This window comes from Nonomuraea aridisoli (assembly GCF_003236395.1).
Lineage (GTDB): Bacteria > Actinomycetota > Actinomycetes > Streptosporangiales > Streptosporangiaceae > Nonomuraea > Nonomuraea aridisoli.
The window spans coordinates 1-16,978 of sequence record NZ_POUD01000067.1; the positions used below are offsets into that span (position 1 = coordinate 1).

Annotated in this window: 19 protein-coding genes; 10 read left to right on the forward strand and 9 right to left on the reverse strand. The window is 73.9% G+C overall.

The window, feature by feature from the left end:
- Window positions 1-34: 34 nt before the first annotated feature.
- Entirely contained in the window at window positions 35-1,201 is a 1,167-nt protein-coding gene (locus tag C1J01_RS17965) for a uroporphyrinogen-III synthase (RefSeq protein WP_111180123.1), read from the reverse strand.
- A gap of 199 nt (window positions 1,202-1,400) precedes the next feature.
- Here C1J01_RS17965 and C1J01_RS17970 point away from each other — a divergent pair, with 199 nt between their 5' ends.
- The gene (locus tag C1J01_RS17970) at window positions 1,401-1,913 is read left to right on the forward strand and encodes a peptide deformylase (protein WP_235854502.1); all 513 of its coding nucleotides are present in this window, start codon (window positions 1,401-1,403) and stop codon (window positions 1,911-1,913) included.
- Here the strand turns inward: C1J01_RS17970 and C1J01_RS17975 are convergent.
- The 3 genes from C1J01_RS17975 to C1J01_RS17985 are packed head-to-tail and all read right to left on the reverse strand — an operon-like array spanning window position 1,852 to window position 3,674.
- A complete protein-coding gene (locus C1J01_RS17975; protein WP_181448820.1) occupies window positions 1,852-2,133 on the reverse strand; it encodes a WhiB family transcriptional regulator in 282 nt (93 codons plus the stop codon). The genes C1J01_RS17970 and C1J01_RS17975 overlap by 62 nt on opposite strands.
- A 30-nt stretch (window positions 2,134-2,163) precedes the next feature.
- The gene (locus C1J01_RS17980; protein WP_181448821.1) at window positions 2,164-3,084 is read right to left on the reverse strand and encodes a glycosyltransferase; all 921 of its coding nucleotides are present in this window, start codon (window positions 3,082-3,084) and stop codon (window positions 2,164-2,166) included.
- A complete protein-coding gene (locus C1J01_RS17985) occupies window positions 3,081-3,674 on the reverse strand; it encodes a D-glycero-alpha-D-manno-heptose-1,7-bisphosphate 7-phosphatase (protein WP_235854503.1) in 594 nt (197 codons plus the stop codon). The genes C1J01_RS17980 and C1J01_RS17985 overlap by 4 nt, the downstream gene beginning before the upstream one ends.
- A 169-nt stretch (window positions 3,675-3,843) precedes the next feature.
- Between C1J01_RS17985 and C1J01_RS17990 the strand changes: the two genes are divergently transcribed.
- From C1J01_RS17990 to C1J01_RS18030, 9 genes are read left to right on the forward strand one after another with little or no spacing between them, the layout of a single operon-like run.
- On the forward strand, window positions 3,844-5,475 hold the full coding sequence (locus C1J01_RS17990) for a carbamoyltransferase family protein (RefSeq protein WP_111180126.1): 1,632 nt from the start codon (window positions 3,844-3,846) through the stop codon (window positions 5,473-5,475).
- Complete coding sequence (locus tag C1J01_RS17995; RefSeq protein WP_111180127.1) at window positions 5,472-6,407, forward strand: glycosyltransferase family 2 protein; 936 nt, start codon at window positions 5,472-5,474, stop codon at window positions 6,405-6,407. Before C1J01_RS17990 ends, C1J01_RS17995 begins: the two co-directional genes overlap by 4 nt.
- Complete coding sequence (locus C1J01_RS18000) at window positions 6,404-7,429, forward strand: glycosyltransferase family 9 protein (RefSeq protein ID WP_235854504.1); 1,026 nt, start codon at window positions 6,404-6,406, stop codon at window positions 7,427-7,429. Before C1J01_RS17995 ends, C1J01_RS18000 begins: the two co-directional genes overlap by 4 nt.
- The gene (locus C1J01_RS18005) at window positions 7,426-8,613 is read left to right on the forward strand and encodes a glycosyltransferase (RefSeq protein WP_111180128.1); all 1,188 of its coding nucleotides are present in this window, start codon (window positions 7,426-7,428) and stop codon (window positions 8,611-8,613) included. The genes C1J01_RS18000 and C1J01_RS18005 overlap by 4 nt, the downstream gene beginning before the upstream one ends.
- Window positions 8,614-8,615: 2 nt before the next feature.
- Entirely contained in the window at window positions 8,616-9,164 is a 549-nt protein-coding gene (locus tag C1J01_RS18010; RefSeq protein ID WP_111180129.1) for a D-sedoheptulose-7-phosphate isomerase, read from the forward strand.
- Window positions 9,161-10,495, forward strand: a complete 1,335-nt coding sequence (locus tag C1J01_RS18015) for a PfkB family carbohydrate kinase (RefSeq protein ID WP_111180130.1) — start codon at window positions 9,161-9,163, stop codon at window positions 10,493-10,495. Before C1J01_RS18010 ends, C1J01_RS18015 begins: the two co-directional genes overlap by 4 nt.
- Window positions 10,492-11,166 (forward strand): SDR family oxidoreductase, encoded by a 675-nt coding sequence (locus tag C1J01_RS18020; RefSeq protein ID WP_111180131.1) that lies wholly within the window; start codon window positions 10,492-10,494, stop codon window positions 11,164-11,166. Before C1J01_RS18015 ends, C1J01_RS18020 begins: the two co-directional genes overlap by 4 nt.
- Window positions 11,157-12,032, forward strand: a complete 876-nt coding sequence (locus C1J01_RS18025) for a glycosyltransferase family 9 protein (protein ID WP_111180132.1) — start codon at window positions 11,157-11,159, stop codon at window positions 12,030-12,032. Before C1J01_RS18020 ends, C1J01_RS18025 begins: the two co-directional genes overlap by 10 nt.
- On the forward strand, window positions 12,029-12,991 hold the full coding sequence (locus C1J01_RS18030) for a UDP-glucuronic acid decarboxylase family protein (protein WP_111180133.1): 963 nt from the start codon (window positions 12,029-12,031) through the stop codon (window positions 12,989-12,991). The genes C1J01_RS18025 and C1J01_RS18030 overlap by 4 nt, the downstream gene beginning before the upstream one ends.
- An 18-nt stretch (window positions 12,992-13,009) precedes the next feature.
- On the opposite strand, the gene mshC is transcribed toward C1J01_RS18030, so the two are convergent.
- The 5 genes from mshC to C1J01_RS18055 are packed head-to-tail and all read right to left on the reverse strand — an operon-like array spanning window position 13,010 to window position 16,932.
- Window positions 13,010-14,239 (reverse strand): cysteine--1-D-myo-inosityl 2-amino-2-deoxy-alpha-D-glucopyranoside ligase, encoded by a 1,230-nt coding sequence (mshC, locus tag C1J01_RS18035; RefSeq protein WP_181448822.1) that lies wholly within the window; start codon window positions 14,237-14,239, stop codon window positions 13,010-13,012.
- Window positions 14,240-14,243: 4 nt separating this feature from the next.
- Window positions 14,244-14,897 carry an NRDE family protein gene (locus C1J01_RS18040; RefSeq protein ID WP_111180135.1) on the reverse strand — a complete coding sequence of 218 codons (654 nt, stop codon included), beginning with the start codon at window positions 14,895-14,897 and terminating at the stop codon, window positions 14,244-14,246.
- Between the two features lie 32 nt (window positions 14,898-14,929).
- Window positions 14,930-15,691, reverse strand: a complete 762-nt coding sequence (locus C1J01_RS18045; protein WP_111180136.1) for an SCO1664 family protein — start codon at window positions 15,689-15,691, stop codon at window positions 14,930-14,932.
- On the reverse strand, window positions 15,688-16,236 hold the full coding sequence (locus tag C1J01_RS18050; protein ID WP_111180137.1) for a DUF3090 domain-containing protein: 549 nt from the start codon (window positions 16,234-16,236) through the stop codon (window positions 15,688-15,690). The genes C1J01_RS18045 and C1J01_RS18050 overlap by 4 nt, the downstream gene beginning before the upstream one ends.
- Before the next feature lie 9 nt (window positions 16,237-16,245).
- Window positions 16,246-16,932 carry an MSMEG_4193 family putative phosphomutase gene (locus C1J01_RS18055; protein ID WP_111180159.1) on the reverse strand — a complete coding sequence of 229 codons (687 nt, stop codon included), beginning with the start codon at window positions 16,930-16,932 and terminating at the stop codon, window positions 16,246-16,248.
- Window positions 16,933-16,978 lie beyond the last annotated feature (46 nt).

Consider the following 16,978-nt stretch of genomic DNA (forward strand, 5'->3'; position numbering starts at 1 on the left):
GGGGAAGGGCGGAGTCATGGAGCGGGGAACGGGGTCATAGGGCGGCGTCGTAGAGGCAGGCCAGGCGGTAGCCGCGTTTGACGACCGTCTCGACGATGCCGGCGGCCCCCAGCGCGCGCCGCAGCCGGGTGATGGCCATCTCCACCGCGTGCTCGGCCGAGTCGCGGGCGACGCTGCCGGGCAGCACCGTGCGCAGGTCCCCCCGCGACACCACGTGGCCGGGCTTGTCGGCCAGGCGTTTGAGCACCGCCATCGGCGCGGGCGGCAGCGGACGCAGCTCGCCGTCCACGACGACCGCGTGGCCGCGGATCTCCAGGCGGTGGCCGCCCGCGGTGAGCCGGGTGACGCCGTGCTCGGGCAGGTGCCGGGCGAGGACCCGGGCCAGCGCCCCCAGCCGGGAGCGGTCGGGCTGCAACGTCGGGACGCCGCGCGAGGTGAGCGGCTCGGCGGTCACGGGCCCCACGCACGCGGCCACCACTCCCCCGCCGAACGCGGACAGCAGCGCCTCCTCCAGCCCGTCCGCCCGGGCCGCGCCCAGCATGGCGTGGACGGCGGGCGCGCTGGTGAAGGCGACGGCGTCGACCGCGCCGGAGATCGTCTGGGTGATGAGGCGGCGCAGCGGCGAGATGTCGCGGTACGGCAACCACCGGTAGACGGGGATCTCGATGACCTCGGCGCCCGCCCTGCGCAGCTCGGCCACGAACTCGGCGAGGGGCTCGCCGTGCTGCTGCACCGCGATGCGCCGCCCGCGCAGGTCCTGGTCGAGGAGGTACTCCTTGACCTCCTGGCACGACTCGGTGGCCGGGGTCCAGTGGTCGTTGAGCCCGGCGGCGCGTACCGCTCCCCTGGCCTTGGGGCCGCGGGTGAGCAGGCGCGCCCGGGAGAGGTGGTCGGTCAGGTCGGCGGACAGGCCCCAGCCCTCGGCGGCGGCCATCCAGCCGCGGAAGCCGACGCCGGTGGTGACGACCACGTCGTCGAGCGGCGCCTCCAGGCTGTGCCGGGTGGCGGCGAGCAGGTCGGCGTCCTCGGCGAGGGGGACGAGCCGGATCGCGGGGGCGCTGACCACGCGGGCGCCGCGCCGTTCCAGCAGGGCGCCGAACTCCTCGCGGCGTCTCGTCGCGGTCACGCCGACGGTGAAGCCCGCCAGGGCGTCAGGGGCGGTCTCCGGTGAGGGGCCGCTGTCCAGGGGAAGCGCGCTCATACCCATACCTCCAGCCGGTCAGGGACGCCCGGCCGGGCCCCGAGCACCCGGCCGGGCATCACAGGCGCGTGTGACGCAAGTGAGATCACCCTCCGATACTGCTTTCGGGGGGTTTCGCCCCTGGGTCCCTTCTGTTACCGCTGTGCTACAAGGCTGGGGCCCGGCGGTTGGCGCGGGAGGCACGGGGGAAACGTAGATCGTGACGACGCCGCCTATCGGGGAGTTACGGGTGACGGTCCGGCCTATTCGCACGTTCGACGATCCGGTGCTGCGCCAGGTGTCCGCGCCGGTGCAGGATTTCGACCGGGAGCTGCGGCGGCTGGTGAAGTCGCTGACGGCCACGATGGGCGCGGGCGCCGGCCGGGCGGGGCTCGCGGCCCCGCAGCTCGGCGAGCCGGTGCGGGTGCTGGTCTACTCCTACGACGGAAAGTCGGGCCATCTGGTCAATCCACGCCTGGAGTTGTCCCAGCGGCGCATCACCGCCGACGAGGCGTGCCTGTCGGCCCCTGGCGTGTGGTGGCCGCTGGAACGCTCCTACATGGTGACGGCGCGCGGCCGCGACATGTTCGGCAAGCCCGTGACCGTGCGCGCGCTCGGGGTGCTGGCGCGGGTGCTCCAGCACGAGGTCGACCACCTCGACGGGGTGCTGTTCAGCGACCACCTCGAAGAGGCCGAGCGGGAACGGTTTCTCGCGGCGGCTCTGCCAGGATGAGCTCCCGCCGCTGCACGGGATCGGTGCCGCCCCAGACGCCATAGGCCTGCCTGGTGTCCAGCGCGTACTCGAGGCACGGCCGCCGTACGGGACAGCTGCCGCACACGCGTTTGGCCTGCTCGACCTGTGACCGGCTCGGCCCTTCCACGGAGATCGGGAAGAACAGCTCCGGGTCGAGGTCCAGGCAGGCCGCCCTGCGGGTCCAGTCGAGCATCATCATGACGACCGCGCCTACCCAGCGTGAGCGGGCTCATACCTGAGTGAGCAGCTCGTCCCAGTCCGCCAGGAATCTGGCGAGCCCGTAGCGCGACAGCGCCGCCGCCCTGGCGGCCTTGCCGGCCTGCCGGGCGCTCTCCGGGTCCTCGGCGTAGGCGTGCAGCGCGTCGGCCAGCACGTGCACCTTCGTGGAGATCACGCCGGCCTCGGGCGGCACCGCCTCGACGGCCTCGGTGGCCGCGAGCGCGACGACGGGCATGCCCAGCGTCATGGCCTCGATGAGGGCCAGGCCCAGCGAGGTCCAGCGGTAGGGGTGCAGGTAGACGCGCCTCTTGGCGAGCTCGGCGTGCATGACGTGCTGGGGCAGGTCCTCGTACGTGCCGTACGGCAGGCCGGTGACCTTCATGCCGAACACGTCGAGCGGCACCCGTTCGGCGAAGCGCGGCAGCAGGTCGGTCCCGGCGACGCGGGTACGGCGCACCGGCTCGTTGACGACGACCCCGGCGCGGGGCAGCTCACCGGTGTACAGGTGGCCGGGGTCGGGGACGCCGTGCTCGATGACGCGGGTGGGCGCCCTGCCGTTGTCCCAGAAGAGCTCGTTGAAGTGGGTGACGTGCACCAGCGTGATGTCGCTCCGGTCCGCGAGCGGGTGGCGGGTGCGGGGCACGTCGCCGGCCGGGGTGTTGTGCTCGACGTACACGCCGGGCACGTCGCGGCCGAGCCATTCGCGGGCCAGGTCGAGCTCGTGCGGGCGCTGGTGGACGACGACGTCGACGGGTTCGTGGCGCAGCCGGTCCCACGGCACCTCGCGGGCGTTGTCGGGCCAGTCGTAGGTGGCCGCCCGCCCCCGTCCGTCGGGACCCCGATCGGGGACGAGCGGCAGCAGGTACTCGTGCGACCCTCGGATGAACGCGCTGGTCCACGAGCCGTGCACGTGCCAGAGGAGGATCCTCACCAGCGGCTCCACCCCATGGCGCGGGCCCACGGCGCCGACGCGGCCGGCACGGGGGCCGCCACGTCGTTGAGCACGCGGTCCACGGCGTCGCAGAGGTCGTGCGCGACCTCGGGAGCGTGCTCGATCTCGTCGGGCAGCGTCTCCTGGGTCGGGATGAGGATGCCGCGGGCCCCGGCGGCCCTGGCGGCCTCCATGTCGCGCCCGATGTCGCCCACCACCACGCAGTCGCGGGGGCTGACGTCCAGTACGGCGGCGGCCCTGATCACCAGGCCGGGCGCGGGTTTGCGGCAGGTGCAGCCGTCGCCGTCGTCGTGCACGCAGATCGCCCACGCGTCGAACGGGCCCAGCAGCTCCTCCACCCTGGCGTTCACCTGGTCCATGTCGTCCGGCGAGATCAGCCCCTTGGCGACGCCCGACTGGTTGGTGACCACGGCCACCGGCACGTCGGCCTGTCGGAGCCGGCCCAGCGCCTCGATCGCGCCCGGCATGGGCTCGACGAGTTTCGGGTCCCCGTTGTACGGCACGTCCCTGATCAAGGTCCCGTCCCGATCGAAGAGCACGGCGCCGGGACGTCGCTTTTCGAACACCATTCACCTCCGTCAGCGTGTCCGGCAGCTACCCGGCGCTTGACCCGGCAAACGGCTACTGTCCGTGACCAACCGCAGGAGGCAGGGCCCGTTTCCGCATCTCCCGAGCTCGCTCGATGTTTGAGAACCGCTTCTCTCGGTAGCGGTTCTCGACACCTGAGGGGGAGGAAGCATGAAGTTTCTCGGCATCAACGCGATCTTCCACGACCCGGCCGCGGCGCTGGTGGTCGACGGGAGGATCGTGGCGGCGGCGGAGGAAGAACGCTTCAGCCGCCGCAAGCACGGCAAGCGGCCCCTGGCGTTCTCCGCGTGGGAGCTGCCGGAGCAGGCCGCCGCCTGGTGCCTTCGCGAGGCCGGGCTGGCCGCCGAGGACATCGACGTGGTCGCCTACTCCTACGACCCCTCGCTGGTGGTGCGCAGGCCGGAGGGCGAGTGGGAGGACCTGCGCACGAAGTACGCGGTGCGGGCCCCCGCCTTCCTCGCCACGGCGCTGCCGGGCCTGGACCCGGGCCTGGTCAGTTACGTGCCGCACCACGTGGCGCACGCCGCCTCGGCGGGCCTGGCCTCGCCCTGGCGCGACTGCGCGGTGCTGGTGTGCGACGGGCGCGGCGAGGACGTCTCGCACCTGGCGGGCGTCTACCGCGACGGCGAGCTGGAGATCCTCGCCACGCAGGAGCTGCCGCACTCGCTGGGCCTGATGTACGAGGAGGTGACCGAGCACCTCGGTTTCCTGCGCTCCAGCGACGAGTACAAGGTCATGGCGATGGCCTCGTACGGCACTCCGCGGCACCTGGCCGCGCTGCGCGAGGTGATCTACACCACGGGCGACGGCGGGTTCCGGGTGGAGCCGGTCGACTGGAACGTCTACGCCAAGGCGCTGCCGAAGGGCGGCGCGTGGACCTCCGACCACGCCGACCTGGCCGCGAGCGTGCAGGCCCGGCTGGAGGAGGTGCTGCTGGAGCTGGTGCGCTGGCTGCACGCGCGCACGGGTGAGCGGCGGCTGGCGCTGGCCGGCGGAGTGGCGCTCAACTGCGTGGCCAACACCCGGCTGCTCGACGAGGGGCCGTTCGAGGAGCTGTGGGTGCAGCCGGCCGCGGGCGACTCGGGCACCGCGCTGGGCGGGGCGCTGCACCTGGCGCAGACGTACGGCGAGCCGGCCGCGCCGATGCCGGGCGCGGCGCTCGGGCGCGGCTTCACCGACGAGGAGCTCGGGGCGTGGCTGGACGTGGCGCGCGTGCCGTACTCGCGGCCCGCGGACCTGGCCGCCGCCGTCGCCGCCGAGCTGGCGGCCGACCGGATCGTGGCCTGGTTCCAGGGCCGTTCGGAGTACGGGCCGCGGGCGCTCGGGCAGCGGTCGCTGCTGGCGCATCCCGGTCACGCGCGCAACACCGAGCGGCTCAACGACGTCAAGGGGCGGGAGCAGTTCCGTCCGATCGCGCCGATGGTGCTGGAGTCGCGGGCCAGGGAGATCTTCGGGCGGGGGCCGGTGCCGTCGCCGTACATGCTGTTCGTGCACGACGTCCATCCCGACTGGGCGCCGCGCATCCCGGCGGTGGTGCACGTGGACGGGACGGCGCGCATCCAGACGATCTCGCCGCGGGCGCACCCGCTGATGGCGCGGGTGCTGCAGGAGTTCGAGGCGCGTACGGGGCTGCCGGTGGTGGTCAACACGAGCCTCAACACCGCGGGCCGGCCCATGGTGGACGATCCGCGTGACGCGCTGGAGTGCTTCGGGTCGGCGCCGGTGGACGTGCTCGTGCTGGGGCCGTACCTGGTGCGGCGCGGGGAGGTGTTCGCCGCGTGATCACCGTGGTGATCCCGACCGTCGGGCGGCCCAGCCTGCGTGACACCGTGGCGGCCGTCGGGTCCGGCGTGCCGGTGATCGTGGTGGACGACCGCCGGGCGGGGGCGCCGCTGGAGCTGCCGGCGCACGTACGCGTCGTGCGCTCGGGCGGGCGTGGCCCGGCGGCGGCGCGCAACGCGGGGTGGCGGGCCGCGGCGACGCCGTGGGTGGTGTTCCTCGACGACGACGTGGTGCCGCGGCCGGGGTGGGCGGAGGCGGTCTGGAAGGACCTGGTGGACCTGCCCGACGACGTGGCCGGCAGCCAGGGGCGCATCACCGTGCCGCTGCCCGAGGACCGCCGGCCCACCGACGCCGAGCGCCACACGGCCGGGCTGGTCGACGCGGCGTGGGTGACGGCCGACATGGCCTACCGGCGGGCGGTGCTGGAGGCGGTGGGCGGGTTCGACGAGCGGTTCCCCCGGGCGTACCGGGAGGACTCCGACCTGGCGCTGCGGGTGCGGCGGGCCGGTCACCGGCTGGTGCGGGGCGATCGGGTGACCGAGCATCCGGTGCGCGCGGACGGGTTCTGGGCGAGCGTGCGATTCCAGCGGGGCAACGCCGACGACGCGCTCATGCGCCGCCTGCACGGCCCGGACTGGCGCGCCGCCATCGGGAGCGGCCGGGGCCGGCTGCGGATGCACGCCGTGACCACGGCCGCGGGCCTCACGGCGGCGCTGCTCACGGGCGCGGCGGTCGTGAGGCGCCGCGGGTGGGCGGCACCCGCGCTCGCCGGCGTGGTCTGGGGGGCGCTGACCGCCGAGTTCGCCTGGCGGCGCGTCGCGCCGGGGCCGCGAACCCCGGACGAGGTGCTGCGCATGGCGCTCACCAGCGTGGTGATCCCGCCGGTCGCCTGCGCGCACCGGCTGCGGGGGGAATGGAAGGTACGCCGATGACCGATCACATGCGCGGGCGCGTGCTCGTGGCCCGGCTCGACGACGCCGGGGACGTGCTGCTGGCCGGACCCGCCGTGCGGGCCGTGCGCACACTGGCCCGCGAGGTGGTCTTCCTGGCCGGTCCGCGCGGCCGGGCGGCCGCGGAGCTGCTGCCCGGCGTCGACCGGGTGCTCGAGTGGCGCGCGCCGTGGATCGACCACACCCCGCCGCCCGTCACCGAGGAGCAGGTCGCCGACCTCGTCGGGAGGGTGCGCGGCGTGGACGAGGCGGTGATCCTGACCTCGTTCCACCAGTCGGCGCTGCCGCTGGCGCTGCTGCTCCGGCTGGCGGGGGTCGGCCGGATCGCCGCGATCAGCAACGACTACCCCGGCTCGCTGCTGGACGTCCGCCACCGGGTGGACGAGGACGTCGACGTGCCGGAGGCCGAGCGGATGCTCGCGGTGGCGCGGGCGGCCGGGTTCGAGCTGCCGGACGGCGACGACGGCGGGCTCGCGGTCCGCCGGCCGCTGCCGGACGTCAGCCGGTTCGCCGGCCGGTTCGCCGGTGCGGGCTCGTACGTCGTGGTGCACCCCGGCACCTCCGCCCCCGCCCGCACGTGGCCGGCGGAACGGCACCGGCAGACCGTCCGGGAGCTGACCGAGGACGGCCACCGGGTCGTCGTGACCGGCACCGAGCGCGACCTGACCGCGTACGTGGCCGGCGGCGACGCCGCGGACCTGGGCGGCCGGACGACGCTGGCCGAGCTGGCCGCCGTGATCGAGGGCGCCGGCGTGCTCGTGGCGGGCAACACCGGCCCGGCGCACCTGGCGGCGGCGGTCGGCACCCCGGTCGTGAGCCTGTTCGCCCCCGTCGTCCCCGCGGCGCGGTGGGCCCCGTACGGCGTGCCCGCGGTGCTGCTGGGCGACCAGGACGCGCCCTGCCGGGGCAGCCGGGCGCGCCTGTGCCCGGTGCCCGGGCACCCGTGCCTGTCGCAGGTGACGAGTGAGCAGGTGGTCAAGGCAGTGAGGGAGCTGACGCAGTGAAGGTGGATCTCATCTCGGAACACGCCGACCCGCTGGCCGCGGTCGGAGGCGTGGACTCCGGCGGCCAGAACGTCCACGTGGCCGCGCTGGCGGTGGCTCTGGCCGAGCGCGGGCACACGGTCGTGGTCCACACCCGGCGGACGTCGCCGCAGCAGCCGGAGTCGGTGCCGCTGGCTGCGGGCGTCACGGTCGAGTACGTCCCGGCCGGCCCGGCGGCTCCCGTGCCGAAGGACGAGCTGCCGCCGTTCATGCCGGAGTTCACCGAGCGGCTGGCCCGGCGCTGGGCGCAGCGCCCGCCGGACGTGATCCACGCGCATTTCTGGATGAGCGGCCAGGCGGCGCTGCGAGCGGCGCGCGGCGTGCCCGTGGTGCAGACCTTCCACGCGCTCGGCACGGTCAAGCGGCGCTGGCAGGGCGAGGCCGACACGAGCCCCGCGCATCGCCTGGAGACCGAGCGGGAGATCGGCCTGCGCGCCGACGCCGTGGTGGCCACCTGCAGCGACGAGGTGGGCGAGCTGGTCGCGATGGGCGTTCCCGAGCAGCGCATCACCGTCGTGCCGTGCGGGGTGGACCTGTCGGCGTTCTGCCCGCAGGGGACGGTCGCGCCGCGTACGGACGGCCCGATGGTGCTCAGCATCGGGCGGATGGTGCCGCGCAAGGGCGTGGACACCGTGATCATGGCGCTGTGCCGGGTGCCCGGGGCGGAGCTGGTGATCGCGGGCGGCAGCCGGGACGACCCGGAGGCCGTCCGGTTGCGGGAGCTGGCCGCGGGCCACGGCATCGACGACCGCGTCCACGTGATCGGCAGCGTGCCCCGCCGGCAGGTCCCGGCGCTGATGCGCGCGGCCGACGTGGTGGTCACGGTGCCGTGGTACGAGCCGTTCGGCATGGTGCCGGTGGAGGCGATGGCGTGCGGTGTGCCGGTCGTGGCCTCGGCGGTCGGCGGCCACCTGGACACGGTCGCGGGCTGCGGCGTGCTCGTGCCGCCGCGCCGCCCGCGGGCGCTGGCCAGGGCGCTGAACGACCTGCTCGGCGACCGGGAACGGCGGGCGGCGCTCGGGTCCGCCGGAGCGCGGAGGGCCCGCGCCCGCTACGGCTGGCCGCGCGTGGCCGAGCAGACCGAGGCCGTGTACGCACAGGTCATCGACGGGAAGGTGTGCCGCCTGGCGGCCCTGGGGGGTTGATCATGGATGCTCATCTGGAGAAATTGTGGAACACCCTGGAGAAGGTCGACGACCACGCGGTCACCGTCCGGGCCTGGGGTGGCAAGCTGGCCGGCGTGCTGGCCGCCGGGGGCAGGCTGCTGGCCTGCGGCAACGGCGGCTCGGCCGCGGAGGCCCAGCATCTGACGGCCGAACTGGTCGGCAGGTTCCGCGACGACCGGCGGCCGTACGCGGCGATCCCGCTGCACGGCGACGCCTCGTCGCTGACGGCCATCGTCAACGACTACGGCGCCGACGAGGTCTACGCCCGCCAGGTGCGGGCGCACGGCCGGCCCGGCGACGTGCTGCTGTGCCTGTCCACCAGCGGCGCCAGCCCGAACGTGCTGGCCGCGGCCCGGGCGGCGCAGGAGGGCGGCATCCTGGCCTGGGCCATGACGGGGCCTGCGCCGAACCCGCTGGCCGACCTGTGCGACGACGCGGTGGCGGTGCCGGCCGAGGAGACGGCGACCGTTCAGGAAGTGCATCTGGCCCTCATCCACCTGCTGTGCGACGCGGTGGAGGGGGCGCTGTGAGGGGACCGCTGGTCGTTCTGGGGGACACGCTGCTGGACGTGGACGTCGAGGGGGAGGCCGAGCGCCTGTGCCCCGACGCGCCCGTGCCGGTGGTGGAGGTGTGCGCCGAGCAGGCCCGCCCCGGCGGGGCGGGGCTGGCGGCGCTGCTGGCCGCCCGCGACGGCGCCGAGGTCGTGCTGGTCACGGCGATCGGCGACGACGCCGACGGGCACCGCCTGTGCGCGCTGCTGTCGGAGGAGGTCGAGCTGGTACGGGTCCCGCTGCGCGGCGGCACGGTGCGCAAGACCCGGGTCAGGGCGCGCGGCCAGACGCTGGTAAGGCTGGACACCGGCGACGGCACGGCCCGCTACTCGCCCACGCCGGAGGTGGCCGAGGCGATCGCGGCGGCCGGCGCGGTGCTGGTCTCCGACTACGGCAGGGGCGTGGCCAGGATGGCCAGGGAGCTGCTGCGCGAGACCACCGTGCCGGTGGTGTGGGACCCGCACCCCAGGGGCGAGCGGCCGATGCCGGGCTGCGCGCTGCTGACGCCGAGCGAGGCGGAGGCCAGACGGTTGTGCCCCGACGGCTACCACGGCCCGGACCAGGCCGCCCGCAGCCTGGTCCGGGCCCTGCGGGCCAGGGCGGTGGCCGTCACCACCGGCGAGCGCGGAGCCGCGCTGGCCGTGGAGGGCGGCCCGCTGACCCGGGTGCCGCCGCCGGTGCGGGCCGGGGGTCAGGACGCGTGCGGGGCGGGCGACCGGCTCGCCAGCGCCGCGGCCCTCGCCCTGGCCGACGGCGCCGACGCCGAGAAGGCCGTGATCATCGGTGTCGGCGAGGCGTCGCACTTCGTGCAGCGCGGCGGCGCCGCCGGTGTCAGGGTGCAGGAGCAGCGGCTGGGCGACCGGCCGCGCACGGCGCTCGAGGTGGCCAAGCTCACCCGGGCCTCCGGCGGCCGGCTGATCGCCACGGGCGGCTGCTTCGACCTGCTGCACGCCGGCCACGTGAGCCTGCTGCGGCGGGCCAGGGCGCTGGGCGACGCGCTGGTCGTCTGCGTCAACTCCGACGACTCGGTACGCCGGCTCAAGGGCGCGTCCAGGCCCATCGTGGACGTGCGCGACCGGGTCGAGGTGCTGCGGGCGCTGGGCTGCGTGGACGCGGTGATGGTGTTCGACGAGGACACCCCCGCCGCGGCCATCGAGCAGCTGCGCCCCGACGTGTGGGTGAAGGGCGGCGACTACGAGGGGGAGGAACTGCCCGAATCCGAGGTCCTCGGCAGGCTCGGCGCGGAGATCGTCGTGCTGAGCACGCTGCCGGGGCGTTCGACAACGAATCTGATCAGGGAGATCCAGTGAACATTCTGATCACCGGGGGTGCCTCCGGGCTCGGCCTGGCCACCGCCGAGGCCGTGGAGAAGGAGGGCTGGAAGGCCCTGGTCGTCGACGTGCGGGCGCCGGACCAGCGCTTCGAGCACGTCACGGCGGACCTGGCCGACCGCGGCGAGGCCGAGCGGGCCGTACGCGAGCTCGCCGAGCGGGCCGGCGGCCTGCACGGCGTCGTGACGGCCGCCGGCATCGACGCGTGCGGACGGCTGGAGGACGTGCCCGCCGACGACTGGGAGCGCGTCATCAAGGTCAACCTGCTGGGCACGGCCTCGATCGTGCGGGCGGCGCTGCCGTACCTGAAGCACACCCGGGGCACGGTCGTGACCTGCGCCTCGACGCTGGGGCTGCGGCCGCTGAGCGACGCCTCGGCGTACTCGGCCTCGAAGTTCGGCGTCGTCGGCTTCACCCGCGCGCTCGCGATCGAGCTGCGCGGCGAGGTCGGGGTCACCCTGCTGATCCCGGGCGGCATGCGGACAAGCTTCTTCGACGGCCGTCCCGAACAGTACAAACCGGGCCCGGAGGCGGGGCTGAACGATCCGGCGGACGTGGCGCAGGCCGTGGTCTTCGCGCTGCGGCAGCCGGCCGGTTGCGAGGTGAGGGAGCTCGTCGTCTGCCCTTCCACGGAGACGTCATGGCCCTAGACCTGCTGGTGCTTCGCGGGCTCGGCCTGGGCGACCTGCTCACGGCCGTGCCCGCGCTGCGGGCGTTGCGGCAGGCCTTCCCCAAGCACCGGATCACGCTGGCCGCGCCCCGGGCGCTGGACGCCCTGCTGCCGCTGACCGGCGCGGTCGACGCGAGCATCGACGTGTCGGGCCCCGGCCCGGTGCCGTTCCACCGGCCGGACATCGCGGTCAACCTGCATGGAAAGGGGCCGCAGAGCATCGAAGCGCTGCGCGCCACCGACCCGGGCAGGTTGATCAGCTTCGGCACCGGCCCGCCGTGGAAGGACGGCGTGCACGAGGTGCGGCGCTGGTGCGAGCTGCTGGAATGGCACGGCATCCCGGCCGACCCGGCCGACCTGACGCTGGGCATCTCCGACCGGACGGGCCCCGCGATCGTGCACCCGGGGGCCGCCTATCCGGCGCGCCGCTGGCCGCCCGAGCGCTTCGCCGAGGTGGCCGCCGCGCTCGGCGACGACGTGGTCGTCACCGGCACCGAGAACGAGGTGCCGCTGGCCAGGAAGGTCGCCGAGCTGGCGGGCCTGCCGCCGGAGCGCATGCTGGCCGGGCAGACCCGGATGGCCGACCTGATCGACCTGGTGAGCACGTCGCGGCTGGTGGTCTGCGGCGACACCGGCGTGGCTCACCTGGCGACGGCGTTCTGTGTGCCGTCGGTGGTGTTGTTCGGGCCGGTCTCCCCCTCGTTGTGGGGGCCGCCGCCGGGCTGGCGCCACGTGGCGCTGTGGGCGGGGCGGAACGGGGACCCGCATGGGGAGCGGCCGGACCCCGGCCTGCTGAAGATCGAGGTATCCGAAGTCGTCGACGCTGCCATGGAGGTCACGTCATGAGGGCTCTGGTCACCGGAGGCGCCGGGTTCCTCGGCTCCTATCTGTGCGAGCGGCTGCTGGAGGAGGGCGCGGAGGTCGTCTGCATGGACAGCTTCCTCACCGGGGGCCCGCGCAACGTCGAGCACCTGCTCGACCGTCCGCAGTTCCGGCTCATCGAGTGCGACCTGACCGGGTACGTGCACGTGCCGGGCCCGGTGGACCTCGTCCTGCACTTCGCCTCGGCCGCCTCGCCGGCCGACTACCTGCGCTACCCGATCGAGACCCTGCGGGTCGGCGGCGTCGGCACGCTGCACGCCCTGGGCCTGGCCAGGGAGAAGGACTCCCGCTTCGTGCTGGCCTCGACCAGCGAGGTGTACGGCGACCCGCTGGAGCACCCGCAGAAGGAGACGTACTGGGGCAACGTCAACCCGGTGGGCCCGCGCAGCGTCTACGACGAGGCCAAGCGGTTCGCCGAGTCGCTGACCACCGCCTACCGGCACTCGCGCGGCGTGAACACCGGCATCGTGCGGATCTTCAACACCTACGGCCCGCGCATGCGCCCCTTCGACGGCCGGGCGATCCCGACGTTCATCCGGCAGGCGCTGACCGGCGAGCCCATCACGATCACGGGGGACGGCTCGCAGACGCGCTCGATCTGCTACGTCGACGACACGGTGTCGGGGATCATGGCCATGGCCCGCAGCGACTTCGCCGGGCCGGTCAACATCGGCAACCCCGACGAGCTGACCATGCTGGAGCTGGCCTCCATGATCAAGGAGCTGACCGGGTCGTCGTCGGAGATCACCTTCGTCGACCGGCCGGCCGACGACCCGAAGGTGCGCCGGCCGGACACGACGCTGGCGGCCGAGCGGCTCGGCTGGCGGGCGCAGGTGCCCGCCGCCGAGGGGCTCAAGCGCACGATCGCGTGGTTCGCCAAGGAGCTGGCCGCCCTGGAGCGGCTGGAACGCGCCAAGGTCTGAGCCCGGGGGCTCGTGCGGTCAGAGCGCGACGCCGAGCAGGGCGTCGGCCAGGTCCTTCACCGCGGCGGGGGCGGCGGGGTCGGAGCCCTGCCCGGCCGTCGCCCGCTCGGCCCAGGCGTCGATCGCGGCCAGCGCGCCCGGCGCGTCGAGGTCGTCGGCCAGCCGCTCGCGCACCTGCGCCAGCAGCTCGCCGGCGGGCGGCGCGGCGGCGAGCGCGACGGCCGCGCGCCACCGCGCGAGCCTGCGCTCGGCCTCGGCCACCAGGTCGGGGGTGTACTCCCAGTCGGCCCGGTAGTGGTGGGCCAGCAGCACCAGCCGCACCGCCATCGGGTCGTGCTCCTGGCGCATCCTGGAGACGAAGACCAGGTTGCCCTTGGACTTCGACATCTTCTCGCCGTCGAGCCCGACCATCCCGGCGTGCGTGTAGAACTTCGCGAACGGCCACTCCCCCGTCGCCGCGTGCCCCTCGGAGGCGCCGCACTCGTGGTGGGGGAAGATCAGGTCGGAGCCGCCGCCCGCCACGTCGAAGCCGCCGCCCAGGTTGTCCAGGGCGATCGCGGTGCACTCGATGTGCCAGCCGGGCCTGCCGCGCCCGAGCCGCGACTCCCAGGCGGGCTCGCCCGGACGCTCGGCCCGCCACAGCAGCCAGTCGAGCGGGTGGCGCTTGCCGGGGCGGTCGGGGTCGCCGCCGCGCTCGGCGAACAGCGCCAGCATCTCCTCCTCGTCGTAGCCGGACACCTGGCCGTACTTGGGGGCGTCGGCCACGCTGAAGTAGACGTCGCCGTCGAGGACGTACGTGACGCCCTTGGCGGCCAGCTGGGAGATCAGGTCGGCGACCCGGCCGACGACCTCGGTGACCGCGACGTACTCCCGGGGCGGCACGATCCGCAGGGCCTCCATGTCGCTGCGGAACAGCTCGATCTCCCGCTCGGCCAGCTCCTGCCAGTCGACGCCGGTCTGCTCGGCCCGCTCCAGCAGCGGGTCGTCGACGTCGGTGGCGTTCTGCGTGTAGTGCACCTCGTGGCCGGCGTCGCGCCACAGCCGGCCGACGAGGTCGAAGGCCAGGTAGGTGTTGGCGTGGCCGAGGTGGGTGGCGTCGTAGGGGGTGATGCCGCAGACGTACATGCGCGCGGTGGGCCCGGGATCGGTCTGCCGCACCTGCTTGGCCGACGTGTCGTAGAGACGCAGCGGAACGCTCTCACCTGGGAGCTTGGGGATGTTCGGGGCAGACCACGATCTCATGCCAATGAGCCTATCCGTCCAGATTCGCCGTCAGGTCGGCGAACTCGTACGTCACGTCCTCGGACGTGATCGCGACCTCCATGGCCGACAGGGACGCGAAGACGCGGCCGTCGGGCAGCTCGTGCCGGATGATGAGCGCGGCCCGGTCGGAGGACGGCCGCTCCCTGATCAGCTCGCCCCACTCGGCCGCCTCGCGGAAACGCGGCAGGTACGCCACCACCCGCTCGCTGCCGGGGTCGAGGCCCGAGTTGACGACCATGCTGGTGCCCTCGGGCAGCTCGGAGACCGCCAGACGCTCGCCGTCCCAGCTGAACAGCCGCACCCGCGCCAGGTCGGCGACCACCAGGTGGAACGGGTCGTAGCGGGTCAGGTCGGTCTCGGGCATCTCCCCGGTGTACGCCGCCCGCAGTGCGAGGTCGCCCCGCGAGACCTTGGTCGTCTCGTCGGCGGGGGTGCCGTGCCCGTTGAGCAGCGCCGCGGCGCGGCGGGCCGCCGGGTTGACGGCCAGCCAGGTGCCGCCGGCCTTGAGGTCACGCCCGCCGATCACGCCCGGGTAGTCGTCCGGCCAGTGCTCGCCGGGCCCCTCCCAGGGCCGGTCGGCGAACTCGTCCCGCACTCCGAGAAGGGTGAGCGGCCGCCCGGTCCTCACGATCAGCGTGCACATGGGCAAAGCGTAATCTACGCGTTTGGGATAAATCAGATGGGGGGCCAGGGCACGGCCGGCCACCCCTCCGAGGGGTAGGGGTGCACGCCCGTGTCGAGCAGCCGCCTGACCCGCCGCCACGTGGCCTCGACCTCGCCGAGCGTGAGCAGCTCGCGCAGCCGCCGCCCCAGGGAGCCGGACTCGATGTCGCGCTCCAGCTTGGCGAGCACCGCCACCGCCTCGCGGGCCAGCGGCTTGCCGCGCCACTGCCACAGCACCGTGCGGAGTTTGTCCTCGACGGCGAAGCAGACGCCGTGGTCGACGCCGTACACGTGGCCGGTGGGCAGCGGGAGCAGGTGACCGCCCTTGCGGTCGGCGTTGTTGATCACGGCGTCGAAGACCGCCATCCGGCGCACGACCGGGTTGCGGCTCCTCACCAGCCGCATGAGGTCGATCTCGCGCTCGGTGTCGATCCACAGCTGGCACATGCCGGGGCCGAACGGGCCGTCGCGGTAGACCGTGGGCGGCACGATGCGCCAGCCGGTCGCCTGTGAGACCTCGAACGCGGCCACCTCGCGCGCGGCGAGGGTGCCGTCGGGGAAGTCCCACAACGGGCGCTCGCCGCGTACGGGCTTGTAGACGCAGGCGGCCTTGCGCTCGCCCAGGGTGACCGAGCAGTAGAGGGTCATGTTGGTCGCCTCGACCAGGCGGCCCGCGACCTCGAGGCTGCCGTCGCGCAGCAGCGTGAGCGCCTCGTCGTCACGCATGGTCTGTGCTGGGGGCTTGATGGCCGGTTCGCTCTCGGGAGCGGTCATGAAGCCGCCTCACCCCCGCGGTAGCCGTTGAGTCGGACGCAGACATGCCCGGCCGCGTCGAGCGGCTGGCCGCACAGGGGGCAGGGCGGCCGGCCCGCGGCGACGATCTTGAGAGCGCGCTGGGTGAAGGCGCGTGCGGCGCCCGCGCTGATGCGCACGCGCAACACCGCGGGGTCGGCGTCCTCGGCGTCGTCTTCGTCGATGACCTCCTGCGCCTCGATGACGACCTGCGACTTCTCGGCGTCCCAGGCCAGCGCCATGGTGCCCACCCGGAAGTCCTCCGAGACCGGCAGGTCGAGGGGAGCGTCGTCGGTCAGGTCGGCGGGGGCGAGCGCGGGCACGTGAGCGGTGCCCCCGCTGAGGCGCAGCACCTCGTCGAGCAACTCGTCCAGTCTGCCCGCCAGCGCCGCGACCTGCAATTTCTCCAGCGCCACCGTGGTCAGTCTGCCCTCGGCCCTGGCCTGCAGAAAGAAGTGTCGTGCGCCCGGCTGCCCCAAGGCGCCGGCGACGAACCTCTCCGGTGGGTCGTAGTCGAAGACCGGCATAGCCTGACCTTACGTGGTTCCTGATCCACCGCCGACGGCGGCATCGCTCCCGGTGATGTTTTCTCCCCCGTCTTTCTCCTCCGAATCCTCGGGGAGCTTCAATTCCCCCATATCGTTGATCCTGAGAACAAAGGGGCGCAAGGGGGCATAGCGAATCACGGTGAGGGCGGCCGGATCGGCTGTTATCCGCTGAAAATGATCGAGATGGAGACCCAGCGCATCGGCCACGATCGCCTTGATCACGTCGCCGTGACTGCACACCAGGTAGACAGCCTTCTCCCCTAGGCGTTGATTCCACTCCCGGACCGCGGCGACCGCCCGGTGCTGCATCTCGGCCAGCGACTCCCCTTCCGGGAACGTCGCCGCGCTCGGGTGGGCCTGGACGACCTGCCACAGCGGCTCCTTGGCGAGCTCCTTCAGCGGCCGGCCGGTCCAGGTGCCGTAGCCGCACTCGATGAAGCGCTCGTCGATCTGCACGTCGAGCTCGCGCCCGTCGGACACCGCCTGCGCCGTTTCCCTGCAGCGTTCCAGCGGACTGGAGACAATGGCGTCGAGCCCGACGCCCGCGATGCGCCCGGCGAGCGCGGCGGCCTGCGCCCGGCCCGCGTCGCTCAGATGCACCCCCGGGGTGCGGCCGGCCAGCACCGGCCCGGTGAGGTCCGTCAGCCCATGGCGGGCCAGAAGCAACGTGGTCACCAAGCCAGTGTCGCAGGCGTCGATCACGACGTTTCATCGGCCCGGA